Origin of the sequence: Novosphingobium marinum (genome assembly GCF_013408095.1) — a bacterium.
Taxonomy (GTDB): Bacteria; Pseudomonadota; Alphaproteobacteria; order Sphingomonadales; family Sphingomonadaceae; genus Novosphingobium; species Novosphingobium marinum.
On sequence record NZ_JACBZF010000001.1, the window covers coordinates 772,946 to 798,601 of the forward strand.

Sequence of the window (25,656 nt, forward strand, 5' to 3'; positions counted from 1 at the left end):
ACCTAAATTGTCCTCTCCCGGAAATCTTGCGTCGCGAACCGCGACTGTACCCGACGCGTTGTCAGGCGCGATATCAAAGGCTAATCGAGCAGGCAGCGCATACGAACGGCAAAACGCGAAGGGCCGATGATCCCACCGCCAAGCGATCAGGAAGAATTGCCGGCAGGTGCGCCGCCAACGGCAGGCGCCCGACCGTGCATCGCGCTCGTCGACGACGACCGCAACATCCTTACCACGCTGTCGATCGCGCTCCAGGCCGAAGGGTTCGCGACGCGCGTCTATGCCGATGGCGAGGCGGCCCTCAAGGCACTGCGCCACAACCCGCCCGACCTCGCGATCTTCGATATCAAGATGCCCCGGATGGACGGGCTCGAACTGCTCCAGAAGCTTCGCGAGAAATCGGCCCTGCCTGTGATCTTCCTGACCTCGAAGGACGAGGAACCCGACGAGGCGCTCGGACTTGCGCTGGGTGCCGACGACTATATCGCCAAGCCGTTCAGCCAGCGCCTCCTCGTCGCACGCATCCGTGCCATCCTTCGCCGCAGCGAGTTCACCCGGAGCGACGCGGCGGAACCGGAGGAAGGAGACACGCCCGAAACCATAACGCGCGGCAGGCTCGAAATGGACCCGGCGCGCCACCGCGTGACGTGGGGCGGCAGGACGGTCTCGCTCACCGTGTCGGAGTTCCTGATCCTTGAAGCGCTGGCAACGAGGCCCGGTGTCGTCAAGAGCCGAAACCAGCTCATGGACGCCGCTTACAGCGAGGACGTGTTCGTCGATGACCGGACCATCGACAGCCACATCAAGCGGTTGCGGCGAAAGTTCCGGGCGATCGATTCCGACTTCGACGCGATCGAGACGCTCTATGGCGCGGGATACTCGTTCGCCGATGGCTAGCAGGTCGAGGTTGCCCGCGCCGGATCGGCTTTCCCTGTCGAAAAGCGTCTCGCTGACCGCGCGCATACTGGCGGTCAACATCATCGCGCTCGGGCTGCTGGCGGGCAGTCTCTTCTACCTCGACAGCTATCGCAAGGAACTGCTTTCGGAGCGTTTCCGGCTTGCCCATACCGAGGCGGAAATACTCGGCGACGCTCTGGCCATCGCACCGCCCGACCAGCGCGATGCGCTGCTCGTGATGGTGGGCAACGAACAGAAACTGCGCTTGCGGCTCTACGGCCCCGACGGACAGATCAGGGCCGACAATTTCGAGCTTGCCGAGCCCGCCTTCGAGTTCATCGATCCGGAGCAGGAGCCATGGCTGCAGGATGCAGCCCGCGCGCTCGACCGCGGCATGGATTTCATTCTCGGCGCGGAGCCAATTCCCGACTACAACGACCCTGAGGTCCCGGGGGCCGCCGCCTGGCCGGAAGCCGAGGCAGCGCTCGCGAACGGCGAGCCCATCGTGCGGCAGAGGCTCGCCCCGGACCGGACGCCGGTCATCACCGCAGCAGCGCCGGTGGGAGACGGCGGCTCGGTCCTGCTGACGACGCGCAATGCGCCCGACATCACGCAGAACGTCCGGGACGCAAGGCAGACGCTGGCCTTCATCGTCGGAGCGGCACTCATCGTCTCGACCCTGCTTTCGCTCTTCCTCGCACGCACGATCGTGAAGCCGCTTCGCATCCTGGTCCGCGCGGCGGTGCGGGTCCGGCTTGGCCGCGACCGGGCGGTGGTCGTGCCCCGCCTGCCCGAACGCCGCGACGAGATCGGCCTCCTCGCCCGCGCCATTTCGGACATGACCGCCGCACTGCGCCAGCGCATCGATGCGGTCGAAAGCTTCGCCGCGGACGTGGCGCACGAACTCAAGAATCCGCTCGCCAGCCTGCGCAGCGCGCTCGAATCGCTCGAGCGCACGGACGATCCGGGTTTGCGCGAACAGCTGACGGCGATCGCCAGCAGCGACGTCCGGCGCATCGACTGGCTGGTTACCGAGATTGCGGATGCGAGCCGCATCGATGCCGAACTCAGCCGGACGACCTTCGAGCCCGTCGACATGCTCAAGCTCGTCAAGGCGCTCGTCGCCGAGCGAGAGAGCCGTGGAGTGGACGGCGCGTGCCGGATCGTCGTCGCCCAGAAGGGGATCGACGACACGATCGTTCCCGGCGATGCATCGCGGCTCGAGCGCGTCCTTCAAAACCTCGTCGACAACGCGGTATCGTTTTCTCCCGAAGACGGCAGCATCGAGATCGAACTTGCGCGGTCCGCCGACCAAGTCGAAATCGCGGTATCCGATCACGGTCCCGGCATCCCCGAGGACGCGCGCGAGAAGGTCTTCGAGCGCTTTCACTCGTTTCGCGGATCGCAAGCCGAGGGCGAGCGCCACAGCGGCCTCGGCCTCGCCATCGCGCGAACCATCGTCGAGGCCCATTACGGCAGCCTCACCGCCGAGCGGCGAAGCGACGGCCGATCCGGGGCGCGCATGCTCGTCTGCCTTCCGGCGTGGGAGGTCGAATGACGCTGGTCCACCCTGCCGGCTGCATCGCCATCGGCGCGCGCGCAATCCTCGTCGAGGGTGCCCCGGGCGCCGGCAAGTCCGAGCTGGCGCTGGCAATGATCGACAGGGGCGCGTTGCTCGTCGGGGACGACGGCGTCTCGCTGGAACGCAAGGGAGATCGCATCTACGCATCGCCGCCGCCCAACACGCGAGGACTGATCGAGGTGCGCAACCTCGGGGTGATCGAGTTGCCGACCGGCAGCGAGGTTCCCGTCGCACTCGTCCTGCGCCTCGCACCCGATGCTCCGCGGTTCGTCGAGGAAGCGGGCACCGAAACCATCCTCGGCGTCGAACTGCCCGCGCTTGCCCTGTCGCCACACGACGCGATTGGCGCGATCAAGGCCGAAATGGCGCTCGACCGGTTCGGTCTCAGCTTCGGTTAAGTCTCGGTGAGGGACAACGACGCCATGGGCCTTTCCTTTCCCCGGCGGCGGGCGCAATAGGGCGGCTTATGCAAGAGGAGTCGCCCTCCGCCTCAGTTGGCAGACAGGTGCAGCGTATCCTGCTGGTGACCGGCCTGCTCGGCGCCGGCAAGTCCACCGCCCTGCGCGTGCTCGAGGACCTGGGCTGGGAAACCATCGACAACTTTCCGATTCGCCTGTTCGACCGCCTCGTCGATCCTGCCGAGGCTCCGGCCTCCGATATCCGCGCACCGCTTGCCATCGGCTTCGACGCGCGCACCCGCGGCTTCGATCCACGGCGCATCATCGAGCAGGTCAAGGCGCTGGCCGAGCGCACGGACCTCGAGCTGACGACGCTGTTCCTCGATTGCTCGGGGCGCGAGCTCGAACGGCGGTACAACGAGACGCGCCGCCGGCACCCGCTTGCCGCCGACATGCCGGTTTCCTCGGGCATCGCGGCCGAGCGCGAACTGCTCGAGCCGCTGCGTCGCTGGGCCGACATGATGATCGACACCACCGAGTTCTCGACCAACGAGCTGCAGCAGGCGATGCGCGAGCGGTTCGAGCGGCCGGGCGGGTCGGAGATGACGGTCACGGTTTCCAGCTTCGGCTTCGCGCGCGGCATGCCGCCTGTCGCAGATCTCGTGTTCGACATGCGTTTCCTCGACAATCCGCACTGGGTGGACGAACTGCGCCCGCTCACCGGCAGGGACGAGGCGGTGGGGCGGCATATCGAGAAGGACCCGGCTTTCGGCGATGCCTTCACGCGCATCCGCGACCTGTCGCTGATGCTGCTTCCCCGCTATCGCGCGCAAGGCAAGGCCTACGTCCATATCGCCTTTGGATGCACCGGCGGACGGCACCGTTCGGTCTTCACCGCCGAGCGCATGGCTGCGGCCTTGCACGACGCCGGCTTTTCGCCCACATTGCTGCATCGCAACCTCGGCTCGCGGGCGGCGGACCTCCTTGAGGAGTCGCGCGCATGAGGGCACAAGACAACCGCGGTTGCGGGCAGGACTTTCGGAGCACTCTTCCAGCATGATCGGCCTGATCCTGGTCACACACGGCAATCTCGCCGAGGAATTCGTCCACGCGATGGAGCACGTGGTCGGCGAGCAGGAGGCCATCGCCACCGTTTGCATCGGCCCGAACGACGACATGGAAGCGCGGCGCAGCGAGATCGCCGCCGCGATCGGGCAGGTGAACGCGGGTGAAGGCGCGATCATCCTGACCGACCTTTTCGGCGGCACGCCGTCGAACCTTGCCATATCGCTGATGCAGGCGGGCGAGGTCGAGGTCATCGCCGGGATCAACCTGCCGATGCTGATCCGGCTCGCCAAGGCGCGCTGCTGCATGAGCGTGAAGGAAGCGACGGCGGCGGGGCGCGAGGCCGGGCGCAACTACATCACCATCGCGTCCGAATACCTGGGGCAGGACGCATGATCAGCGTCTGCGAGCAGGTGCGGATCGTCAACAAGCGCGGCCTGCACGCGCGGGCGAGCGCCAAGTTCGTGAGCCACGTCAACGGCCTCGACGAGGCGCTGACGGTCCGGGTCAGCAAGGACGGCATGGACGCCGAGGGACGCTCGATCCTCAGCCTGATGATGCTCGGCGCGGCCAAGGGCGACACCATCGACATCTGCGTGAGCGGCGACGGGGCCGAAGAGGCGCTGGCGGGGCTTGCCAAGCTGGTGCGCGACGGCTTCGACGAGGAATGACCGCGCCGCACCGTCGGCAGGTCACCGGCTTTTCAAACCCGCTGGTCAAGTACCTGCGCTCGCTGCGCGACAAGAAGCACCGCAGGCGCGAACGGCGCTTCTTGGCCGAGGGACTGCGGCTGCTGACCGATGCGCGCGAATGCGGAGTGCTGCCCGAGACGCTGGTGATGGCGACCGACCGCGACCCGCATCCGCTGCTGACCGCACTCGAGGATGCCGTTCACGTGGCGGGCGGCGATATCGTGGAGATGGAGCCTGCCGTCCTTTCAAAGGTGACGGGCAAGGACAACCCGCAATCGGTGGCGGGAGTCTTCGCCGAGTTCGACACGCGGCTGGCCACGCTCGACCGGGCGAAGGCCCCGATCTGGCTGGTGGCACAGGCGCTGCGCGATCCGGGCAACCTCGGCACCATGCTGCGCACGGGCGACGCGGTCGGCGCGGGCGGGCTGATCCTGATCGACGATTGCGCCGATCCGTTCTCGGTCGAAGCGGTGCGCGCGAGCATGGGCGCGATATTCACGCAGGCAGTCGCCACGGCGCGCTGGGACGAGTTCATCGCCTGGCTGCGGCAGGGCGACGGACAACTCGTCGCGGCTTCGCTGTGCGACGCCACCGATTACCGGCAGGCGCCCTACGCCGCGCCATGCTTCCTGCTGGTGGGCAACGAATCGCAGGGGCTGCCGCAGGCCTACGAGGATGCCTGCGACCTGCGGGTGACGATGCCGATGCTCGGCCGCGCGGACAGCCTCAATGCCGCGGTCGCGGGCGCGGTGCTCGCGTACGAGGCACTGGCTGCGCTGCGTCCCGGAAGCTGACCGGCCCGAGTTTACTGGCCGGAGTTTACTGGCCGAAGTTGTCTGGCCGAAGTTGACAAAGGCGACACCCTGTCGCCCTGCCCCATCGGCCGCAAACCCGCGCAAACCCGCGCAAACCGGGCAGTTTCGCGCATTCCGGACAAGTTGACACCTTGTCGCGCGAAAACGCCGGAAGGATGACGATTGGAAAGAGCCGTCGCCACCTTACCGGCGCGGCGCGATGTAGGACAGCGCGTGCCTATTCGGCGGCTTCCCCGATGTCCTCCACGTCCTTGGCGTTGTAGCGCGGGCTCGTCTCGATCAGCGGCACATCGTCGACTTCGCGCTTGCCGATCTCGATTCCCTTGTCGCGCAGCTTGCGCGCCGACGATTGCACGTTGCGTTCGAAGCTGCCGACGAACTTGTTGTAGTTGTTGACCGCCGTATCGAGGCCCGACCCGACCCGCTTGAGATGGTCGCCCGCAATGGCGATGCGGTCGTAGAGGTCGGAGGCCAGCTTGCCGATGTCCCGCGCTTCGGCGGCGAGCGCGTCCTGCCGCCAGACCTGCGCGACGGTTCGCGCGATGGCCACGAGGTTGGTCGGGGTGGCGAGCAGCACGCGGTTGCGAAAGGCGAAGTCCCAGAGTTCGGGGTCCTGTTCGAGCGCGGCGGCGACGAAATGCTCGCCCGGAACGAACATCACGACGTAATCGGGCGCATCGTCGAACTGGCTCTGGTAACTCTTGGCACCCAGCGTCTGGACGTGGTTGCGCATCGAGGCGACGTGCGCCTTCAGCGCAGTCGTCCGCGCCTCGTCGCTGTCGGCGTGGAAGGCCTCCTGATAGGCGTTGAGCGAGACCTTGGCGTCGATCACCAGCACCTTGCCGCCCGGAATGCGCACGATGGCATCGGGCCGCAAGCGCCCCTCGTCGGTCTCGATCGATTGCTCCAGGAAGAAATCGGTATGCTCGGACAGGCCGCATGTTTCGAGCAGGTTCTTGAGCTGCTGTTCGCCCCAGCGCCCGCGCGCCTTGGGCGCATTGGTCAGCGCATTGCCCAGTCGTGCGGCCTCGGTACGAACCTGCTCCTGCCCGGCGCGCATCGCCTCGATCAGGCCGGTAAGCTGGCCGAAGGCATCGACGCGTTTCGCCTCTAGGTCGCCTACCTGCTTTTCATAGCTTTTCAGCCGCTCGCCGACGGGCGCCAGCAACGATTTCAGCTTTTCCTCGTGCCGTTCCTCGGCGACTTCGAAGCGTTCGGCTGCGCGTTTCAGGAAGGCATCCTGTGCGGCTTCGAGCGCTTTTGCGCCGGTCCGCTCGAATTCCTTGCGCAAGGCTTCCTGCGATTCGAGCAGAAGGCGCTTCTGCTCCTCGAAATGTTCGGCATTGGCCTTGAGCGTCGCCAGTTCGGAGCCGAACGCGTCACGCTCACGCCGCAATCCGGCAATCTCGGTCTTCAGCGCTTCGGCCGCATTCGCCCGTTCCCGGGCGGCTTCGAGGTCCGCGAAGGTGCGCAGGAATTTCGCATCGGCGTCCTTGGCCTCGCCCTCAAGAGCTCCGACCTTGGCTTTCAGGTCGAATAAGGGGCGCGACGCGAAAAACCAGCCTGCGAGGAGGCCGATGACGAGCGCGACGACGACGTAGATCGCGATTTCCATGCGGCCAGCCTAGGCGGAACGCATCGGGAACGCCAGCCCTCTTTCCGGTTTTCCCCAAGCGAGGAGATCAGGCCGCCTTGCGCGCCTTTTCGAGCCGCTTGAGCGCCATGTTGCGCTTGAGGCGCGAGAGGTGGTCGATGAACAGGATGCCTTCGAGGTGATCCATCTCGTGCTGGAGACAGGTGGCCATGAGGTCGTCCATCTCCTCCTCGTGCGTGTTCCCGTCGAGGTCCTGCCAGCGGGCGCGGATGCGCGCCGGGCGTTCGACTTCGGCGTAGATCTCTGGCACCGAGAGGCAACCCTCGTTGTAGAGGCGCGTCTCGTCGGACGGGTCGAGGATCTCGGGATTGACGAACACGCGCGGCTCGCGCCTGGTCGGCTGGTGCGTATGCTCGTGCCCGCCGTGGTTGCACACCTCGGGCTCGGCATCCTCGTCCTCGGGCTGGAGGTCGATGACGAGCACGCGCAGCGGCACGCCGACCTGTATCGCGGCAAGGCCGATGCCCGGCGCGTCGTACATCGTCTCGAACATGTCCTCGACGAGCGTCTTCAGTTCGTCGTCGAACGTTTCGACGGGCTTGGAAACCTGTTTCAGGCGCGGGTCGGGCGCTTCGATGATCGTGCGGATAGCCATGCGCCCGAAATAGTGGGCCTTACCGGCTTGCGCAAGCGAGCGCGCGCACGGGAGCCTTGAGCGCTTATCCCAGCGGCCGGCGCGCCCGCAGCGCCTGCGCCAGCGTGCCTTCGTCGAGGTAGTCGAGCTCGCCGCCGACGGGCAGCCCGTGGGCAAGCTGGGTGATGCGGACCGGGTAATCCTCGAGCCGCTCGGCAATGTAGTGCGCGGTGGTCTGCCCCTCGAGCGTGGCGTTCATCGCCAGCACGACCTCGTCGATGCCGCCCGCCGCGACGCGCGCGATCAGCGTGCCGATCGCAAGGTCTTCGGGCCGGATGCCGTCGAGCGCCGAAAGCCTGCCGCCGAGCACGTGGTAGCGCCCGGTGAACAGCCGCGCCCGGTCGAGCGCCCAGAGGTCCGAAACGTCCTCGACGACGCAGAGCGAGCGCGCATCGCGGCGCGGATCGGCGCAGATGCCGCACGGATCGCGCGTATCGATGTTGCCGCAGGTACCGCACTCGACCAGCGTGTCCTGCACCGCGGCAAGCGCTTCGACAAGCTGCGGGAGCGCCGCGTCGCGCCGTTTCAGGAGCCACAGCACGGCGCGGCGCGCGCTGCGCGGGCCCAGCCCCGGCAGCCGCGACAGGGCCTGCGTCAGCGTCTCGATCTCTTGCGATGCCATCGCACCGCAGATAGGGCTTGCCGCCTTTCAGAGGAAGCCTTCACACGCCATGCGCATCGTCTTCATGGGAACGCCCGCTTTCGCGGTGCCCGCGCTTCGGGCGCTGGACCACGCCGGGCACGAGATCGTCGCCGTCTACACGCAGCCCCCGCGCCGCGCCGGACGGGGCAGGAAGCTGCAGGCCTCGCCGGTGCAGGCCGAGGCCGAAGTGCTGGGGATCGAGGTGCGCCATCCCGCCTCGCTGAAGGATGCCGTTGTGCAGGCCGAATTCGCCGCGCTCGATGCCGACATCGGCGTGGTCGCCGCCTATGGCCTGCTGCTGCCCGAAGCGATCCTGAGCGCGCCCCGGCGCGGCTGCCTCAACATCCACGCCTCGATCCTGCCGCGCTGGCGCGGCGCCGCACCGATCCAGCGCGCGATCTTGGCGGGCGACCCGGTGACGGGCGTGACGATCATGCAGATGGAAAAGGGCCTCGATACCGGCCCCATGCTCGCCACCGCGCGCACCCCTGTCGAGCGCAAGACGGCGGGCGATCTGACCGGGGAACTGGCCGAGCTGGGCGCGCAGCTCATGGTCGGCACGCTGCGCGACCTTGCCGTCCACCGCGCGGTCGAGCAGGACGACAGGCAGGCGACCCACGCGCCCAAGATCGAGAAGAGCGAGGCGCGGCTCGACTTCCTGCGCGACGCCGAGTTCGTCGAGCGGCAGGTGCGCGCCTTCGCCCCCTCGCCCGGCGCGTTCTTCGAGCTGGAGGGCGAACGCTACCGGGTGCTCGAGGCAGAGATCGTCGGGCGGCAGGGCCAGCCCGCGACGACGCTCGACGACGAGCTCACCATCGCCTGCGAGCATGCCGCGATCCGGCCGGTACGTATCCAGCGCGCGGGCAAGCCGGCGATGGACACCGATGCCTTCCTGCGCGGCAAGCCGATCCCGGCGGGCACCGAGATTCGCTGAGCGCGGGCATGCAGCGCTTCGCCCTTACCCTCGAGTTCGACGGCGGCCCGTTCATGGGCCTGCAGCGGCAGGCGCACGGGCCTTCGGTGCAGCAGGCGGTCGAGGAAGCGGTGACGGCGGTGACGGGCGAGACGGTGACGCTGCACGCGGCGGGCCGCACCGACGCGGGCGTCCATGCGCTCGCCATGCCGGTCCACGTCGAGATCGCAAAGCCGTTCGAGCCATTCCGCCTGATGGAGGCGCTCAACGCGCTGCTGCGGCCCGATCCCGTCGCGGTGATCGCGTGCGAGGCGGTGGCGGAGGAATGGCACGCGCGCTTTTCGTGCATCGGGCGAAGCTACCTCTACCGTATCGCCAACCGCCGCGCTCCGCTGACGCTCGAGCGCGGGCGCGCCTGGCACGTGGCGCAACCGCTCGATGCCGCAACGATGCACCGCGCCGCGCAGGCGCTGGTCGGGCAGCAGGACTTCACCACCTTCCGTTCTGTCCATTGCCAGGCGAGAAGTCCGCTCAAGACGCTCGACCGGCTCGCCGTGCGGCGCGAGGGCGATGCCGTGCTGATAGAGGCAGAGGCGCGCAGCTTCCTGCACCACCAGGTCCGCTCGATGGTCGGGTGCCTCGCGCTCGTCGGCATGGGACGCTGGGAGGAAGCGCAGGTCGGCGAGGCGCTCGCCGCGCGCGACCGGCAGGCGCTCGGCCTGAACGCGCCGCCTGAGGGGCTTTACTTCGTTGCGGCGAGGTATCCGGAGCGGGATTGAGTCAGGTCAACCGCGCGCCCGGATTCACGCCTTCGAGACCACGCTTTCGGGCAGGTCGGTACCGAACACGCGCTGGTAGTATTCGGCGACCAGCATCCGCTCGGTCTCGTCGCACTTGTTAAGAAACGAGAGACGGAAGGCGAAGCCGGGGTCCTTGAAGATGCCCGTGTTCTGCGCCCAGGTGATGACCGTGCGCGGGCTCATGACCGTCGAGATGTCGCCGTTGATGAAGCCCTGGCGCGACAGGTCGGCGACCTTCACCATGTCGGAGATCATCTTCGCATCGATGTCGGGCACCTTGGCGCGCACGATCTCGTTCTCGGTCTCGGCGGGCAGGTAGTTGAGGCCGACGACGATGTTCCAGCGGTCCATCTGGCCCTGGTTGATCGCCTGGGTGCCGTGGTAGAGGCCCGAGGTATCGCCGAGGCCGACAGTGTTCGACGTCGCGAACAGCCGGAAGTGCGGATCGGGCCGGATCACCCGGTTCTGGTCGAGCAGCGTCAGCTTGCCCTCGGTTTCGAGAACGCGCTGGATCACGAACATGACGTCGGGGCGCCCCGCGTCGTACTCGTCGAAGACCAGCGCGACCGGGTGCTGCAGCGCCCACGGCAGCAGGCCCTCGCGGAACTCGGTGACCTGCAGGCCGTCGCGCAGGACGATGGCGTCGCGTCCGATCAGGTCGATACGGCTGATGTGGGCATCGAGGTTGATGCGGATGCACGGCCAGTTGAGCCGCGCCGCGACCTGTTCGATGTGCGTGGACTTGCCGGTGCCGTGATAGCCCTGCACCATCACCCGGCGATTGAAGGCGAACCCGGCAAGGATTGCGAGCGTCGTGTCGGGTTCGAACACGTAGTTCTCGTCGAGATCGGGCACGCGCTCGTCCGCCTTGGAAAAGGCGGGCACCTTCATGTCGATATCGATTCCGAAGGTCTCGCGGACATCGATCTGCTTGTCGGGCCTGGCGAGCACGGTCGCGTCGCGGCTGTCGGTCATGCTGGAAATCTCGTTCATCGCGCCCCCCGCCTACAGAGCCGCGCGCCGCGCTGCAACACGCTTTAACGCGGTCAAGTCGCGGCAGCCGGGGGCACGGGGCATTTCGGCGGTATCTCGACGCAATCGACAAAGCGGCGGGCAAGTCCGGCATCGCCCCTCACTTCGACGGCGACGCCTTCGGCTCCCGGCGGGGCCTTGCCGTAGAACACCTTGAGCAGGTCGAGCGAGGTCGGCGCGGCGAAGATAACGTCTGCGGGCGGATCGTCCGGTGCGGCATACGCGACGGCAAGCTCGCCATCCGCGATGTGCGCGCGCATCCGTGTATCGCCGATGACAATCCCGGCGTCGACCCGAAGGTCGCGAGCGCGCGCGGGCCGGAACATCGCGCGCAGCGAAAGCATCAGCGCCACCGGGGTGAGCGGCAGCGTCGGATCGTGGAGCGGCGAGCGGACCGCCCAGCGGCCCATCTCGGCCATCACCGCTTCCAGGCCCCTGCCCCAGTCGGTGAGCAGGTAGAGCCGGTGCGGCACCGGGTCGTTCCGGTCCACGCGCAGTACGATGCCCAGGTCCTGAAGGCGCGCGAGTCGCTCGGTCAGCACCCTGGCGCTGATGCCGGGCAGGCTGGCGCGAATGTCGCTGAAACGTCGTCCGCCGAGCATAAGCTCGCGAACGATCGGTATCGTCCAGCGTTCTCCGACAAGTTCCATCGCAAAGGCGGCGGCGCAGGCGTCCCGGTACCACTTGCCGTGCCTGTCGACCGGTTCGGTTTTATTTTCAAACTTCATTGTTGCTTTTAGTAACTCATAAGTCGATGGTCGGCAAGTCACGACTCGCGAAATGGAGGGATGGATGCCGATCAGCCGAGAAGCCGAACTGGAAATCACCGCATTCGACTGGGTACCCGACCTGGCGCGTGGACATGTTCGCGACATCCGCCCGCGCTGGGCATGCGAGGAAATCGGCCTTCCCTATCGCGAACGCCTCATCGACGTGCGCGACAAGCCGGACTGGTATTTCGCCGAGCAGCCCTGGGGCCAGGTCCCGGTCATTCGCGAAGGCGATACGCGCGTATTCGAAAGCGGCGCGACGCTGGTGCACATCGGCGAGAAGGACCCTCACCTGCTCCCGCGCGAAAACCCGGCGCGCGGAGCAGTGATGAGCTGGCTCTTCGCCGCGTACAATTCTATTGAGCCATCGCTGATCGAGATGTTCCTCGTCGATTTCGTGAACGCGGAGGAAGAGTGGGCAAAGCTTCGCCGGCCGTCGATGATCGAGATGCTCGGCGCGCGGCTAGACGGACTGGTCGCCGGTCTTGGTGATCGCGAATGGTTCGCAGGCCAGTTTTCAATCGCCGACATCGCCATGACGACGATGCTGCGCACACTCGAGCATACTGATCTTCTGCAACGGCGCCCGACGCTCGCCGCCTATCGCGACCGCGCGATGGCCCGCCCCGCATTCGCGCAGGCGATGGCCGACCAGATCGCGGCATTCGACCGGACCGCTCAAAAGACGGAGGCATGACATGTACATCCAGGGTTTCCTGATTCCCGTGCCGGAAGGCAGGAAGGAAGACTATCGCGCGCTGGCCGAGAAGGCCGCGGAGATGTTTCGCGAATACGGCGTGCTCGAGATCGTCGAGGGCTGGGAAGAGGACGTGCCCGATGGCACGCACACCGACTTTCGCAAGGCCTGCAAGGCAGAAGCCGGCGAGAAGATCGTGTTCTCCTGGATGATCTGGCCCGACCGCGAAACCTGCGATGCCGCCGCAAAGAAGATGGAAACCGACGAGCGCTGGCAGATGCCGCCCGACATGCCGTTCGACGGCAAGCGCATGATCTTCGGCGGCTTTGCACCGATCTTCACTCACGGTCGTTGAAGGAGGACCCTGTCATGGCGACTGCAGCCGGAATGCCCGTTTGGTACGAACTGCTCGCGGCCGACCTGCCGAAAGCCCGCAAATTCTACGCAAGCGTCGTGGACTGGACTTTCGTGCAGTCGGACATGCCGGAGGCGCCAGACTACTGGTTCCTCTCGCGACCCGGAGGCGGAGCGACGGGCGGAGCGATGCAGCTGACCGATGAGATGGTCGCCGGCGGCGGTCGCCCGATCTGGCTGATGTACCTCGCGGTCGAGGACGTTGACGCGAAGGTCGCGGCGATAGAGGCGGCAGGCGGATCGGTCCTGATGCCCGCCTTCGACCTGAACGGGGTGGGCCGCATGGCCTTGGTCAAGGACCCTCAGGGCATTCCCTTTTACGTGATGCGCGGCTTCTCCGACCAGGGCGGCACGGTCTTTTCGTCGGATACCGCCGACACCGGGATGGTCGGCTGGCACGAATTGCAGTCCTCTTCGCGCGACGATGCCCTCGATTTCTATGGCGCGATGTTCGGGTATGCGGTGAACGACAGGATGGAAATGGGACCCGAGCACGGCCCCTACTGCTTCCTCGACCTTGGCGGGACGCGCCTCGGCGGCGCGATGCAGGCCAGCGGCGAAGGCATGGCCGGCTGGCTGTTCTATTTCCGCGTGCCCGACATCGAGGCGGCGAAATCGGCTGTCGAAGCGGGTGGCGGGACCGTGGTAATGGGTCCGCAGGACGTGCCGGGCGACGAGGTGGTCGTCGTCGCGCGCGATCCCGACGGCGCGGCATTCGGCCTCGTCGCACCGAGGAAAGGCTGACCCGATGGCGGACTACACGTTCTACACCAACCCGATGTCGCGCGGACAGATCGCCCGCTGGGCGCTGCACGAGGCGGGCGCGGATTACCGGCAGGTGCTGGTCGACTGGACCGACAAGCCGATGGAACTGATGGAAGCGAACCCGATGGGCAAGGTTCCGACGCTGGTCCATCACGCCAAGAGCGGTGACAAGGTGGTGACCGAAACTGCCGCGATCTGCACCTACCTTGCCGAGATGCACCCCGAGGCCGGCCTGCTGGCAAGCGACGACGAGATGGCCGCCTACCTGCGCTGGCTGTTCTTCGCTGCAGGCCCCGTCGAGCAGGCGATCACCTCGCGCCATCTGAAGTTTGAGCCTACCGAGGAGCAGCAGGGCATGGCCGGCTGGGGCAGTTTCGAGCGCACGATTTCGACGCTGGACGATCATCTTGCGGTCAACGATTTCGTCTGCGGGTCGCGCTTCACGATGGCGGACGTCTACGTCGGCAGCCAGGTCGACTGGGGCCTCAACTTCGGGACGATTCCCCCCAACGAGGGCTTCGTCGGCTATGCCGAGCGCATCCAGGCGCGCGATGCCTACAAGGCGGCGAAGGCGATCGACAACGATCTCATCTCGGCGGCGAAGGGATGAGCCTGAGCGGCAAGGAAGGCGGCTGCGATTGCGGGGCGGTTCGCTTCCGGATCGAGGCCGAGCCCGTCGTCGTCAACTGCTGCCATTGCCGCCAGTGCCAGCGCCAGACCGGCACCGCCTTCGCGGTAAACATCCTCGTCAAGCCCGACGCGATCACGGTGTTGCAGGGCGATCCGGCTCCGCACGAGCACCCCACGCCGAGCGGCGCCGGGCAGACGAACTTTCGCTGCAGCGATTGCGGCACCTCTGTCTGGAGCATCTACCACGCCGCGGGCGACGGGCTGCGCTTCGTCCGCGCGGGCGCGCTCGACGATCCGCACGCGGTCACTCCGCAGGTCCACATCCATACGACCGACAAGGTCGACTGGGTCGCGATCCCCGACGACATGCCGAGCTACGAGGGCTTCTACCCCGGCCGCGAGATTCCCGCGATCATGGGCGAGGACAATGCCAAACGCTTTGCCAGGGCGGTCGGCCGCGGCTGAACGCCGGTCAGCTGAAGGCAGGCGCGCGCCGCAGGAGCTGGTAGGCTTCCACTACGCGGCGCAACCTGTCCTCAAGGCTCCGGTCGCCGCCGTTGTGATCGGGATGATAGCGCCGCAGGAGCCGGGTGTAGCGTCGGCGCACGTCGGAGCGGTTCGAGTCGAGCGGCAGTCCCAGCGTATCGAGCGCGCGCCGCTCTGCAGGCGTCACAGGGCGCCCGTCCGAGCGCTGCGCGGGACGATACGCCGCTTCCCGCCGGCGCACGAAGTCCCGGGCGCGCTCGCCGATGGCGTCGAGCGGATCGGCGAAATCAGCCCAGCGGGGCACTCCGTCCACTCCGCCGGTTGCCCGGAAGGCGCGCGTTTCGGTATCCCAGCCCCCGAGCGGAGACTGCGCGCGCAGGATCTCGTCGGCGTCCATGCCCTCGAAGAAGTCGTAGCCCGAATTGAAGGCACGCACGTGGTCGAGGCAGAACCAGCGGAATTCGCCCGGCCCGTCGAAGCCCGAGGGCCGCGTGCCCGGCGCGCGGAATTCGCCCGCCTCGCCGCACTCCGGCCAGTCGCACATTCGCCCGCCCGCTTCGTGCCGTCCGTGGAACCTGTCTCGTCTCACCCGCTTAAACATGGCAAGCTGCACGCCGGAATGGAAGGGACACCTATGCCGATCGCCGACGAAATCAGGCAACTGCTCGAACAGGCCTTCGCGCCGACGCGCCTCGCGGTCATCAACGACAGCGCGAAGCACAGCGGCCACATGGGCGACGACGGCAGCGGCGAATCGCACTTCACCGTCGAGATCGAGAGCGCCGAATTCGAGGGTGCATCGCGCCTGAAGCGGCAGCGCATGGTCAACGCCGCGCTGGGTGACATACCCGGCCAGCGGGTCCACGCCCTCGCCATCAAGGCGCGCGCGCCGGGGGAACCGGTATGAGCATCGTCCGGACGGTAACTCCCGTCACCCACGACCTCGGCGATTTCGAGGTTCGCCGCGCCATCCCCTCGAAGGCGTTGCGCATGGTCGGCCCGTTCCTGTTCGTCGACCAGTTCGGCCCCGCGCAGCTCGACCTCGGCAAGGGAATGGACGTGCGGCCGCATCCGCACATCAACCTTGCCACCGTCACCTGGCTGTTCGAAGGCGCGATCGATCACCGCGACAGCCTCGGCAGCTTCTCGACGATCCGGCCGGGACAGGTGAACCTGATGACCGCCGGGTCGGGCATCGTCCATTCGGAACGCAGCCCCGCCGAAGAGCGCGAGGCCGGCCCCAGGCTCTACGGCATGCAGACCTGGCTGGCGCTTCCCGACGGGCAGGAGGAAATCGATCCGGCCTTCGAATGCCGCACGAACCTTCCCGTGATCGAGGACGGCGGCGCGCGGGCGCAGGTCGTGATGGGCACGCTGTGGGGCGCAACCGCGCCGACGACGCAGCACGCCGCGACGATCTATGCCGAGATCGACCTGGCGCCCGGTGGCGCGATCCCGCTCGATGCCGGGGCGGACGAACGCGCGGTCATGCTGGTGCGCGGCGAGGCATCCGTCGATGGCACGGCCCTCGGCCTGTACGAGCTCACCGTGCTCGCGCCGGGCGATGCGATGTCGCTCTCATCCGGGAGCGGCGGCAAGGTCATGCTGCTGGGCGGCGAAGCCTTCGCGACCAGACGCCACGTCTGGTGGAACTTCGTGAGTTCCTCGCGCGAGCGGATCGAACAGGCCAAGAGCGACTGGACCGAAGGCCGCTTCGCAAGCGTTCCGGGCGACGAGGAGGAATTCATCCCCCTGCCCGACAAGCCCAAGACCGTAAGCTATCCCTGAGGAGCGGCGACGCGCGCGCGATTGCAGCTTCCGAGTTGCCCTTTGCCCTCGTGCGCCGTAAGGCCCGCGCCATGTCCGATAACGACCCCGCACCGCTTACTTTCGCCGTTCCCAAGGGCCGCATCCTCGACGAGGCGCTGCCGCTGATGGAGCGCGCGGGCGTCGTGCCGGGGGCCGAATTCCACGACAGGAAATCGCGCTCGCTGTCCTTCGACTGCGAGGGTTCGGACATGCGGATCATCCGCGTGCGCGCCTTCGATGTCGCCACCTTCGTCGCTCACGGCGCGGCACAGGTCGGTATCGTCGGTTCCGACGTGGTCGAGGAGTTCGCCTATCCGGACCTCTATGCGCCGGTCGACCTCGACATCGGGCACTGCCGCCTCTCGGTCGCCGAACCCGCAGAGGACGACGCGGCCCGGCCCGGTCCGGCGAGCCACCTGCGCATCGCGAGCAAGTACCCCAACCTGACACGCCGCCATTTCGAGGGCCGGGGCGTCCAGGCCGAAGTGGTGAAACTGAACGGCGCGATGGAACTTGCGCCGAGCCTCGGCCTGGCAAGCCGCATCGTCGATCTCGTCTCGACCGGTCGCACGCTCAAGGAGAACGGCCTCGTCGAGACGAGCGTGATCCTCGATATCTCGGCGCGCCTCATCGTCAATCGCACCGCGTTCAAGACCGACGAGCGCGTCGGTCGCCTCGTCGAGGCGTTTCGTTCGCTGGTCGACCGCAAGGCCGCCGCCTGATGCTGTTCCTGCGCAGCAGCGATCCCGGCTTCGAAAAGGCGTTCGCGCGCATAGTGCGCGAGCGGCGAGAAAGCGACGAGGATGTCGCGCGCTCCGTTTCCCGCATCCTGGGCGAGGTTCGCTCGCGGGGCGACGAGGCCCTGGCCGAATTTACCGCGCGCTTCGACGGACACTCGCTCTCGCAGGACGAGGACTGGCGCATCGGCGCGGACGACTGCCGCGCCGCCTACGACGCGCTTTCGCGCGACCTGCGCGACGCGCTCGAGCTCGCCGCAGACCGCATCCGCGCCTACCACGAGGCGCAGGTCCCGGCCGACCGCGACTATCGCGACGAAGCCGGCGTCCGGCTAGGCGCGCGCTGGCGGCCGGTCGATGCGGCGGGTCTCTACGTTCCGGGAGGCCGCGCAGCCTACCCTTCCTCGCTGCTGATGAACGCCATTCCCGCCCGCGCCGCCGGGGTCGAACGCATCGTCGTCGCAACACCGACGCCCCGTGGTGCCACTAACACGCTGGTGCTCGCCGCCGCGCACATCGCCGGGATCGACGAGATCTGGCGGATCGGCGGTGCGCAGGCGATCGCCGCGCTCGCCTACGGCACGAAGCGCATAGCTCCGGTCGATGTCGTGACCGGGCCGGGCAACGCCTGGGTCGCGGAGGCCAAGCGCCAGCTCTACGGCGTGGTCGGCATCGACATGGTCGCGGGGCCGAGCGAAATTCTCGTCATCGCCGACAGGGACAACGATCCCGAGTGGATCGCCGCCGACCTGATGAGCCAGGCCGAGCACGATCCGTCCTCGCAGTCGATCCTCATCACCGATTGCGAAATCTTCGCCGACACCGTCGCGGACCGCGTCGGCGTCGAACTGGGCATGCTGGAGACCGAGCGGACCGCGCGCGACAGCTGGAACGATCACGGGATCATCATCCTCGTCGAAGACCTCGCCGAGGCCCCTGCCCTCGCCAACGCGCTTGCCGCCGAACACGTCGAGCTTGCGGTCGCAGACCCCGAGCCGATGCTCGATGCCATACGCCATGCCGGATCGGTCTTCCTCGGACGGCATACGCCCGAAGCGATCGGCGATTACGTCGCCGGACCCAACCACGTCCTGCCGACCGGACGCCGCGCGCGCTTCGCGTCGGGCCTGTCGGTGCTGGACTTCATGAAGCGCACCAGCTTCATCGAGGCGGACGAGGCCGCGCTCAAGGCCATCGGACCCGCCGCCATCGCGCTGGCCGAGGCCGAGGGCCTGCCCGCGCACGCCCGCTCAATCAGTGCAAGGATCGGCCTATGAACGCCCGGACCAGGGCCCGCGCCGCCGCGCGCCTCGCCGCCGTGCAGGCGCTTTACCAGCATGCCATGGAAAAGACGCCGCAAGCCCAGCTTCTCGACGAGTTCCACCGCCACCGCCTCGGCGCGGCGATCGACGAGGACGTCTACGCCGATGCCGAGGTCGCGTTCTTCGACGATATCGTGAAGGGCGTGATCGCGCGGACCGAGGAGATCGACGGCATCGTCGGCGGCAAGCTCGCCGGCGGCTGGACCGTCGCCCGGCTCGACAAGACGATGCTGCAGATCCTGCGCGCGGGCACCTACGAGCTGCTTGCCCGCAAGGACGTGCCGACCGGCGCGGCGATCAGCGAATACGTCGACGTCGCCCACGCATTCTTCGAACCGCGCGAGGCCAAGTTCGTGAACGGCGTACTCGACGCCGTCGCGAAGGACGTGCGGTAGGCGCGCCCGTGCCGCGCGGCGAGCTTGCCTTCATCGCGGCACTGCGCGAGCTGGCGCGCAACCCGGCGGCGCGCGGTTTCGAGGACGACTGCGCCGTGCTGCCTTTTGGCGCCGAAACCCTCGTCCTCACGCACGACACGATGGTCGAGGGCGTTCACTACCTGTCGGGCATCGACCCCGCCGATGTCGCCTGGAAGCTGGTTTCGGTGAACCTCTCGGACCTTGCCGCCAAGGGAGCGAAGCCCGTCGGGGTGCTCCTTTCGTACATGCTGTGCGGCGACGAGGAGCGCTTCGTCGCGGGGCTGGACGAGGCGCTGAAGTTCTACGACGTGCCGCTGCTTGGCGGCGATACGGTGGGCGGCAGTGAAGCGCAGGTGCTCGGTCTGACCGCCGTCGGCCGCGCCACGCACACGCCCGTCCCCTCTCGCGGCGGCGCGCGGCCCGGCGATACGCTCTACCTGACGGGACCTGTCGGCGGCGCGATGATGGCGTTCGAGGCGTACCGCGACGGAGCCGGCGAGCGCGCTGCCTACCTGCGCCCGCTGGCGCTGGTGTCCGAGGGTATCGCGCTCGCCCCGCTGGTCACCGCGATGATGGACGTGTCCGACGGACTGCTGCTTGATGCGTTTCGCCTGGCCCGGGCCAGCGGCGTCACGCTCGAGATCGAGACCGCATCGGTGCCCATCGACGCGCCCGAGGGACGCCGCGCCGAAGCGCTGCGCTGGGGCGACGACTACCAGCTCCTCTTTACCGCACCCGCCGATGCCCGCCTGCCCGTCGCCGCCCACCGCATCGGCAGCGTGCGGGCAGCGTCCGGCGAAACGCTGGTGCTCGACGGCGAACCCGTAAGCGGGACGAGCGGCCTCGGCTACGAGCACGGCTGAGCGGGCAGCCCCCCGAAGTACCGGATAAACCGGCAAAACAGGTTGCCCTCTTGCGAATCAGGCCTTAGCCCCTTGCCGGCGCGGGCACCGTTCGGAAAAATGCCGCCCGCGCATGGGATAAACTGGAGAGGGGGCGTTACGTGAGTCTAGTCACGATAGCGATAATTCTTGGCCTGCTTGCCGTGGTTTACGGCTTCGTCACGAGCCGACAGGTGCTCGGCGCAGCGGCGGGCAACGAAACGATGCAGGAAATCGCCGGAGCCATCCAGGAAGGCGCGCAAGCCTACCTGAAGCGGCAGTACACCACCATCGCCATCGTCGGCGTGGTGGTCATGATACTCGTCTACGTTTTCCTCGACGTGCCGCACGGCGGAACGCCGGTCTCGGCTTCGGGCTTCGCCATCGGCGCGATCCTCTCGGGCGTTGCCGGCTTCATCGGGATGAACATCTCGGTTCGCTCGAACGTGCGCACCGCCGCGGCGGCGCAGACCGGGCTGCAGGCAGGCCTCACCCTCGCCTTCCGCGCGGGCGCCATCACCGGCATGCTGGTGGCGGGCCTCGCGCTTCTCGCCATCGCCGTGTTCTACTGGGTCCTGACCGGTCCTGCGGGCTACACCGTGGGCGGCAACGACCGCACCGTCGTCGACGGGCTGGTCGCCCTCGCCTTCGGCGCCTCGCTGATCTCCATCTTCGCGCGTCTGGGCGGCGGCATCTTCACCAAGGCCGCCGACGTCGGCGCCGACCTCGTCGGCAAGGTCGAGGCGGGCATTCCCGAGGACGATCCGCGCAACCCCGCCGTTATCGCGGACAACGTGGGCGACAACGTCGGCGACTGCGCCGGCATGGCCGCCGACCTGTTCGAGACCTACGTCGTGACCGTCGGCGCCACGATGGTGCTGACCGCGCTGCTGCTGGCCGACGTCGCGCAGCTTTCGGGCCTGATGGCGCTACCGCTGCTGATCGGCGGCTCGTGCATCCTCACCTCCATCATCGGCACCTACTTCGTCCGCCTCGGTTCGAAGCAGTCGATCATGGGTGCGATGTACAAGGGCTTCCTCGTCACCGCGATCCTTTCGATCCCGGCGATCTGGTTCGTCACCCAGCTCGCGCTCGGCGACATGAACACGGTCATCGGCGGAGAGATCCAGAATGTCGACGCGGGCGCGCCGCTTGCCGAGGAAGGCCTCGCCGCGCAGATCGGCGGGTTCACCGGCATGGACCTGTTCTGGTGCTCGATGCTCGGCCTTGCCATCACCGGCCTGATCATCTGGATCACCGAGTACTACACCGGCACCGAATACCGCCCGGTGAAGTCGATCGCCAAGGCATCGGAAACGGGCCACGGCACCAACGTGATCCAGGGCCTTGCCATCAGCCTCGAAGCAACCGCGCTGCCGACGCTCGTCATCGTGGCGGGTATCGTCATCGCCTACCAGCTCGCCGGCCTGATCGGCATCGCCTACGCCGCGACCGCGATGCTGGCGCTCGCCGGCATGGTCGTCGCGCTCGACGCCTACGGCCCTGTCACCGACAACGCCGGCGGCATCGCCGAGATGGCGGGCCTCGATGACAGCGTTCGCGAGAAGACCGACGCTCTCGACGCGGTCGGCAACACGACCAAGGCCGTGACCAAGGGCTACGCGATCGGTTCGGCGGGGCTCGCCGCGCTGGTGCTGTTCGCCGCCTACACGACCGACCTGGCCGAGTTCTTCCCGACGCTGGATGTCGATTTCAGCCTGGAGAACCCGTACGTGATCGTCGGGCTGCTCCTCGGCGCGCTGCTGCCCTACCTCTTCGGAGCGATGGGCATGACCGCGGTGGGCCGCGCGGCGGGCGACGTGGTGAAGGACGTGCGCGACCAGTTCGCGAACGATCCGGGCATCATGGCAGGCACCTCGAAGCCCAAGTACGCGCGCACGGTCGACCTCGTCACCAAGGCGGCGATCAAGGAAATGATCGTTCCCTCGCTGCTGCCGGTGCTCGCGCCGATCGTGGTCTACTTCGTGATATCGCTCGTCGGTGGCCAGGAGAACGGCTTCGCCGCGCTCGGCGCGCTCCTTCTCGGCGTTATCGTGGGCGGCCTGTTCGTCGCCCTCTCGATGACCTCGGGCGGCGGCGCGTGGGACAACGCCAAGAAGTACATCGAGGACGGCAACCACGGCGGCAAGGGCTCGGAAGCCCACAAGGCCGCGGTGACCGGCGACACCGTCGGCGATCCGTACAAGGATACCGCCGGTCCGGCCGTCAACCCGATGATCAAGATCACCAACATCGTCGCGCTGCTGCTTCTGGCCGCGCTGGCGACGGGCGCCGCGGGCTGACCCCGGACGCGCCGTAAAGGCATGAAGCCCTGCCCGGACCGACCGTCCGGGCAGGGCTTTCTTTTATCCGCCGTTAGCAATTCCTTGGCGCTCCGGCGTTAAGCATGTGTGCGATGACCCGCGCGCGAGCTTGCAACCGATGATCGAAGGCCCGATCTGCCGGGACGGAAGCGCCGTGCACGTCGCGGGCGTGTCCCTCCCCGGCTCTCCCGCCACGCAGACCATCGAAGCGCTGCCCTGGCAGGAGTTGGACGAGGATAACGCGGCATGGGATGCGCTTGCGCTCTCGGCCTCGGAACCCAATCCCTTCTTCGAATCCTGGTACCTCCTGCCCTCGCTGCGCGCACTCGATCGCGACGGGAGCGTCGAGATCGTTCGTTTCGCGCTCGGAGGGCGGCTTTCGGGTCTGATACCCATGGTCCGCAAGGCCCGGCATTACCGCCACCCGCTCCCCAATCGCGCAACGTGGATGCACGGCAACTGCTTCCTTGGCGCGCCGCTCGTCGCCAGGGGGGCCGAGGAAGCGTTCTGGGAGGCGCTGCTCGAGCATCTGGACAGGGTGCCGGGCACAAGCCTGTTCCTTCACCTGCCCGCCATGCCGCTTGGCGGGAGGCTGTTCGAAGCGTTGCAGGCCGTGGTGCGGGCACAGTCGCGCTTTGCCGCCATCGTCCGGTGCGAGGAACGGGCCCTGCTGGCCTCGCATCTGTCGCCGGAAGCCTATTTCGAAGCGGCGATATCCGGCAAGAAGCGCAAGGAACTGCGCCGCCAGACGAAACGCCTGCGCGAAGAAGGGGATACCCGGTTCGACGGGCGGACCGACTCCGACGGCATAGTGGAATGGACGCAGGACTTCCTCTCGCTGGAAGCTTCGGGCTGGAAAGGCAGGGCCGGATCGGCAATGGCCTCGCATCCGGGCACGCGGGCCTTGTTCGAGCACGCGCTTGCAGGCGCCGCAGAGCGAGGGCGTCTCGAACGGCTCTCGCTTCTCCTCGACGGGAAACCGATTGCGATGCTGGCCACGTTTCTTGCCGCACCCGGCGCTTTTTCGTACAAAACCGCCTTCGCAGAGGATTATGCGCGCTTTTCGCCGGGTGTGCTGCTCCAGCGCGAAAACCTTGCCGTGCTGGCGAACGAGGACATCGCGTGGAGCGACAGTTGCGCCTCGGCCGACCACCCGATGATCGACCACATCTGGCGCGAACGGCGGGCGATCGGCAGCGTCTCGGTCGCCGTCGGCGGCGGCGCGCGGCAATCGCTGTTCAGCGCGATCGGCACGGTCGAGGCACGCCGCGCGAAAGGCGGAAGGGTGCTTGCCCGATAGTCACGCACCCACATAGGCGGACAGCAGCAGGAGCAGCACGAAGCCCCCGGCGAAAGCGGGGCTGGAAATCTTGCGGGGCGCACCCGGCTCGTCGGCCTCGGGCACGAGGTCCTCGATGGTGGCGACCAGCAGGAGGCCGGCAAGGATCGCCAGCACGAAGCCGGTCCACTGCTCCGACGCCTCGCGCAGGAAAAGATAGCCCGCCGCGGCGGCGACCAGCGGAACGATCGGATAGGCGGCCGCCATCCACAGCCGCTGCGAGCGCGGCACGGCGGCCTTGCGGAAGTTGGCGGTGACCGCGAAACCACCCGGCATGTTCGCGACCACTTGCGACAGGGCGATGAGCAGGCCGAGACTTGCCGAAACGGCCCCGCCGCTCCCGGTCATCAGCCCGTCGGAAAGCAGGTCGACGCCGACGACCATGTAGACGCCCCAGATCGCGGTCCGCTGCTCGCCGCGCGAGAACTTGTCGCTGACCTTTCTCGTAACTCTCGCGATGCCGAGCGCGACCATCGCCCCGACGACGACCCCGATTGCGATCAGCCAGCTTTCGATACGATCCTGCGCACGCGGGATCAGCTCGATGGCGGCGACCGCCGTGGCCAGTCCTGCCGCAGCGTGGAGCGCGGCCCCGGTCAGCTTCGGCCCAGGCTGGCGCCATTCGGCCAGAGCGACGCCGAGCGCATTGCCCAGCCCCGGCAGGAGCGACATCAGCAGGATCGACACAAGGCCCTGCCCCGGATTCACGCGCGCACGTCCATGGTGACATGCAAATGCACAAGCGGGCTGATTGATGCGCACGACGCAATGCCCGGAGCCCGCCATTGCAGCCAATCCGCCGCTTTTGCGTTGTTCAGGCGTGCTACGCCTTTCCCCCGACCGGTCCGACGCGCGGTTCATCCGCCGCGTCCTCATCCTGATTGTCATCGGCCTGGCGTTCTACGCGCTCTATCAGGCCTTCAACATCCTGATCCTTGCCTTCGGTTCGGTGCTTGGCGCGATCGCGATCCGCAGCCTGGCACGGTTCTTCGAGCGGAGGGGCCTGCCGCACCGCGCGTCGGTGATCGCGGGCATGCTCGGCGCGCTGGCGGCGATCGCATTCCTGGTGTGGCTGTTCACCGTGCAGTTCGGCCAGCAGATCGCCCAGTTCGTGACGCAGCTTCCGACGATCATCGCGGAGATCGAGGAACTCATGTCGGGCTCCCCGGTGGGAGCGAAGATCTTCGATGCGGTGGAGCAGGCCTACGCCGGGTCGCGCGTCGCCAACGACATCTCGGGGCTGGTGACCGGCACAGGGACGCTCCTGCTCAACGTGCTGCTGGTCGTGGTCGGATCGTTCTTCCTCGCCGCCGACCCGACATCGTACGAGCGCGGCCTGCTCTACCTCGTCCCGAAGGACAAGCGCGAGGTCTTTGCCGAAGCGCTCGACGATACCGGATCGAACCTGCGGCTCTGGCTGCAGGCGCAGATCATCCTGATGACCACCATGGGCGTGCTCGTCGGTGTCGGGCTGTGGCTGGCCGGAGTGCCCTCGGCCGCAGCGCTTGGCCTCCTTGCCGGGCTGAGCGAGTTCATTCCCTATATCGGTCCGACCGTCGCGATGATTCCCGCGCTCGGCCTCGCCGCCACCGAAGGACCGGGAACGCTGGCCGGAGCGTTCGCGACCTATGCGGTGGTGCGGATCATCCAGACGAACTTCATCACGCCCTACGTGCAGAAGCGGGTGGTCTCGATCCCGCCCGCGATCACGCTGTTCGCGATCATCGCGATCGGCGCGATCACCGGGCTTTACGGACTGTTCTTCTCAGCCGCGCTGATGGTGGTCGGCTTCACGCTGCTGCGCCGCCTCTACCTGCCCGAAGTCCTTGGCGAGGACGTCGTCGGCAAGTTCGAGCCAGAGGAAAAGGGCAAGCGCGACGGCTCCGACCCAGAGCGCAAGGACGATCAGTAGCCCGCGCCGTTCCGCTGGCCTTGCCACCG

Annotated in this window: 30 protein-coding genes; 23 read left to right on the forward strand and 7 right to left on the reverse strand. The window is 67.4% G+C overall.

Going from position 1 to position 25,656, the window contains the following annotated elements:
* The first annotated feature begins 126 nt into the window (after window positions 1-126).
* The 7 genes from FHS75_RS03670 (at window position 127) to FHS75_RS03700 (ending at window position 5,428) form a co-directional block, all read left to right on the forward strand.
* Entirely contained in the window at window positions 127-897 is a 771-nt protein-coding gene (locus FHS75_RS03670) for a response regulator transcription factor (protein ID WP_179406342.1), read from the forward strand.
* A complete protein-coding gene (locus FHS75_RS03675; RefSeq protein ID WP_179406343.1) occupies window positions 890-2,455 on the forward strand; it encodes a sensor histidine kinase in 1,566 nt (521 codons plus the stop codon). The genes FHS75_RS03670 and FHS75_RS03675 overlap by 8 nt, the downstream gene beginning before the upstream one ends.
* Window positions 2,452-2,877 carry an HPr kinase/phosphorylase gene (locus tag FHS75_RS03680; RefSeq protein ID WP_179406344.1) on the forward strand — a complete coding sequence of 142 codons (426 nt, stop codon included), beginning with the start codon at window positions 2,452-2,454 and terminating at the stop codon, window positions 2,875-2,877. The genes FHS75_RS03675 and FHS75_RS03680 overlap by 4 nt, the downstream gene beginning before the upstream one ends.
* A gap of 68 nt (window positions 2,878-2,945) precedes the next feature.
* Window positions 2,946-3,881, forward strand: a complete 936-nt coding sequence (gene rapZ / locus FHS75_RS03685; protein WP_179406345.1) for an RNase adapter RapZ — start codon at window positions 2,946-2,948, stop codon at window positions 3,879-3,881.
* 52 nt (window positions 3,882-3,933) lie between these two features.
* The gene (locus FHS75_RS03690; RefSeq protein WP_179406346.1) at window positions 3,934-4,338 is read left to right on the forward strand and encodes a PTS sugar transporter subunit IIA; all 405 of its coding nucleotides are present in this window, start codon (window positions 3,934-3,936) and stop codon (window positions 4,336-4,338) included.
* On the forward strand, window positions 4,335-4,613 hold the full coding sequence (locus FHS75_RS03695; protein WP_179406347.1) for an HPr family phosphocarrier protein: 279 nt from the start codon (window positions 4,335-4,337) through the stop codon (window positions 4,611-4,613). The genes FHS75_RS03690 and FHS75_RS03695 overlap by 4 nt, the downstream gene beginning before the upstream one ends.
* Window positions 4,610-5,428: a TrmH family RNA methyltransferase gene (locus tag FHS75_RS03700; protein WP_179406348.1), complete on the forward strand. Its 819-nt coding sequence runs from the start codon at window positions 4,610-4,612 to the stop codon at window positions 5,426-5,428. The genes FHS75_RS03695 and FHS75_RS03700 overlap by 4 nt, the downstream gene beginning before the upstream one ends.
* 238 nt (window positions 5,429-5,666) lie before the next feature.
* Here the strand turns inward: FHS75_RS03700 and FHS75_RS03705 are convergent, their stop codons facing one another.
* From FHS75_RS03705 to recR, 3 genes are all read right to left on the reverse strand, one after another.
* A complete protein-coding gene (locus FHS75_RS03705; protein WP_179406349.1) occupies window positions 5,667-7,064 on the reverse strand; it encodes a DNA recombination protein RmuC in 1,398 nt (465 codons plus the stop codon).
* A 67-nt stretch (window positions 7,065-7,131) separates the two neighbouring features.
* Window positions 7,132-7,698, reverse strand: coding sequence for a peptide deformylase (locus FHS75_RS03710; RefSeq protein WP_179406350.1), 567 nt, complete (start codon window positions 7,696-7,698; stop codon window positions 7,132-7,134).
* 64 nt (window positions 7,699-7,762) lie between these two features.
* The gene (gene recR, locus FHS75_RS03715) at window positions 7,763-8,359 is read right to left on the reverse strand and encodes a recombination mediator RecR (RefSeq protein WP_179406351.1); all 597 of its coding nucleotides are present in this window, start codon (window positions 8,357-8,359) and stop codon (window positions 7,763-7,765) included.
* A 49-nt stretch (window positions 8,360-8,408) separates the two neighbouring features.
* Here recR and fmt point away from each other — a divergent pair, with 49 nt between their 5' ends.
* A complete protein-coding gene (fmt, locus tag FHS75_RS03720) occupies window positions 8,409-9,314 on the forward strand; it encodes a methionyl-tRNA formyltransferase (protein ID WP_179406352.1) in 906 nt (301 codons plus the stop codon).
* An 8-nt stretch (window positions 9,315-9,322) separates the two neighbouring features.
* Window positions 9,323-10,072: a tRNA pseudouridine(38-40) synthase TruA gene (gene truA, locus FHS75_RS03725; RefSeq protein ID WP_179406353.1), complete on the forward strand. Its 750-nt coding sequence runs from the start codon at window positions 9,323-9,325 to the stop codon at window positions 10,070-10,072.
* Between the two features lie 24 nt (window positions 10,073-10,096).
* Here the strand turns inward: truA and cobS are convergent, their stop codons facing one another.
* Both cobS and FHS75_RS03735 read right to left on the reverse strand, forming a co-directional pair.
* Window positions 10,097-11,086: a cobaltochelatase subunit CobS gene (gene cobS, locus FHS75_RS03730; protein WP_179406354.1), complete on the reverse strand. Its 990-nt coding sequence runs from the start codon at window positions 11,084-11,086 to the stop codon at window positions 10,097-10,099.
* Window positions 11,087-11,139: 53 nt separating this feature from the next.
* Window positions 11,140-11,853, reverse strand: coding sequence for a winged helix-turn-helix transcriptional regulator (locus FHS75_RS03735; protein WP_179406355.1), 714 nt, complete (start codon window positions 11,851-11,853; stop codon window positions 11,140-11,142).
* Window positions 11,854-11,917: 64 nt separating this feature from the next.
* Between FHS75_RS03735 and FHS75_RS03740 the strand changes: the two genes are divergently transcribed.
* The 5 genes from FHS75_RS03740 to FHS75_RS03760 are packed head-to-tail and all read left to right on the forward strand — an operon-like array spanning window position 11,918 to window position 14,866.
* On the forward strand, window positions 11,918-12,592 hold the full coding sequence (locus tag FHS75_RS03740) for a glutathione S-transferase family protein (protein WP_179406356.1): 675 nt from the start codon (window positions 11,918-11,920) through the stop codon (window positions 12,590-12,592).
* A gap of 1 nt (window position 12,593) precedes the next feature.
* Window positions 12,594-12,947 (forward strand): DUF1428 domain-containing protein, encoded by a 354-nt coding sequence (locus FHS75_RS03745; RefSeq protein WP_179406357.1) that lies wholly within the window; start codon window positions 12,594-12,596, stop codon window positions 12,945-12,947.
* Between the two features lie 14 nt (window positions 12,948-12,961).
* On the forward strand, window positions 12,962-13,750 hold the full coding sequence (locus FHS75_RS03750) for a VOC family protein (RefSeq protein ID WP_179406358.1): 789 nt from the start codon (window positions 12,962-12,964) through the stop codon (window positions 13,748-13,750).
* Between the two features lie 4 nt (window positions 13,751-13,754).
* A complete protein-coding gene (locus FHS75_RS03755) occupies window positions 13,755-14,381 on the forward strand; it encodes a glutathione S-transferase family protein (RefSeq protein ID WP_179406359.1) in 627 nt (208 codons plus the stop codon).
* Window positions 14,378-14,866: a GFA family protein gene (locus FHS75_RS03760; protein WP_179406360.1), complete on the forward strand. Its 489-nt coding sequence runs from the start codon at window positions 14,378-14,380 to the stop codon at window positions 14,864-14,866. The genes FHS75_RS03755 and FHS75_RS03760 overlap by 4 nt, the downstream gene beginning before the upstream one ends.
* Before the next feature lie 7 nt (window positions 14,867-14,873).
* On the opposite strand, the gene FHS75_RS03765 is transcribed toward FHS75_RS03760, so the two are convergent.
* Window positions 14,874-15,476, reverse strand: a complete 603-nt coding sequence (locus FHS75_RS03765) for a DnaJ domain-containing protein (protein WP_179406565.1) — start codon at window positions 15,474-15,476, stop codon at window positions 14,874-14,876.
* A 45-nt stretch (window positions 15,477-15,521) separates the two neighbouring features.
* Between FHS75_RS03765 and FHS75_RS03770 the strand changes: the two genes are divergently transcribed.
* The 8 genes from FHS75_RS03770 (at window position 15,522) to FHS75_RS03805 (ending at window position 23,676) form a co-directional block, all read left to right on the forward strand.
* Window positions 15,522-15,794: a BolA family protein gene (locus tag FHS75_RS03770; protein WP_425325954.1), complete on the forward strand. Its 273-nt coding sequence runs from the start codon at window positions 15,522-15,524 to the stop codon at window positions 15,792-15,794.
* On the forward strand, window positions 15,791-16,675 hold the full coding sequence (locus FHS75_RS03775) for a pirin family protein (RefSeq protein WP_179406362.1): 885 nt from the start codon (window positions 15,791-15,793) through the stop codon (window positions 16,673-16,675). Before FHS75_RS03770 ends, FHS75_RS03775 begins: the two co-directional genes overlap by 4 nt.
* A gap of 71 nt (window positions 16,676-16,746) precedes the next feature.
* Window positions 16,747-17,418, forward strand: coding sequence for an ATP phosphoribosyltransferase (gene hisG, locus FHS75_RS03780; RefSeq protein ID WP_179406363.1), 672 nt, complete (start codon window positions 16,747-16,749; stop codon window positions 17,416-17,418).
* Entirely contained in the window at window positions 17,418-18,710 is a 1,293-nt protein-coding gene (gene hisD, locus FHS75_RS03785) for a histidinol dehydrogenase (protein WP_179406364.1), read from the forward strand. Before hisG ends, hisD begins: the two co-directional genes overlap by 1 nt.
* On the forward strand, window positions 18,707-19,150 hold the full coding sequence (gene nusB / locus FHS75_RS03790) for a transcription antitermination factor NusB (RefSeq protein WP_179406365.1): 444 nt from the start codon (window positions 18,707-18,709) through the stop codon (window positions 19,148-19,150). The genes hisD and nusB overlap by 4 nt, the downstream gene beginning before the upstream one ends.
* A gap of 8 nt (window positions 19,151-19,158) precedes the next feature.
* Window positions 19,159-20,034 carry a thiamine-phosphate kinase gene (gene thiL / locus FHS75_RS03795; RefSeq protein WP_179406366.1) on the forward strand — a complete coding sequence of 292 codons (876 nt, stop codon included), beginning with the start codon at window positions 19,159-19,161 and terminating at the stop codon, window positions 20,032-20,034.
* Between the two features lie 140 nt (window positions 20,035-20,174).
* Entirely contained in the window at window positions 20,175-22,355 is a 2,181-nt protein-coding gene (locus FHS75_RS03800; protein ID WP_179406367.1) for a sodium-translocating pyrophosphatase, read from the forward strand.
* 139 nt (window positions 22,356-22,494) lie between these two features.
* Window positions 22,495-23,676 carry a GNAT family N-acetyltransferase gene (locus FHS75_RS03805; RefSeq protein ID WP_179406368.1) on the forward strand — a complete coding sequence of 394 codons (1,182 nt, stop codon included), beginning with the start codon at window positions 22,495-22,497 and terminating at the stop codon, window positions 23,674-23,676.
* Here FHS75_RS03805 and FHS75_RS03810 read toward each other — a convergent pair whose 3' ends face one another.
* Window positions 23,677-24,423, reverse strand: coding sequence for a ZIP family metal transporter (locus FHS75_RS03810; protein ID WP_179406369.1), 747 nt, complete (start codon window positions 24,421-24,423; stop codon window positions 23,677-23,679).
* 112 nt (window positions 24,424-24,535) lie between these two features.
* On the opposite strand from FHS75_RS03810, the gene FHS75_RS03815 reads away from it, so the two are divergent.
* Window positions 24,536-25,627 carry an AI-2E family transporter gene (locus FHS75_RS03815; protein WP_229735478.1) on the forward strand — a complete coding sequence of 364 codons (1,092 nt, stop codon included), beginning with the start codon at window positions 24,536-24,538 and terminating at the stop codon, window positions 25,625-25,627.
* The last annotated feature ends 29 nt before the right edge of the window (window positions 25,628-25,656 follow it).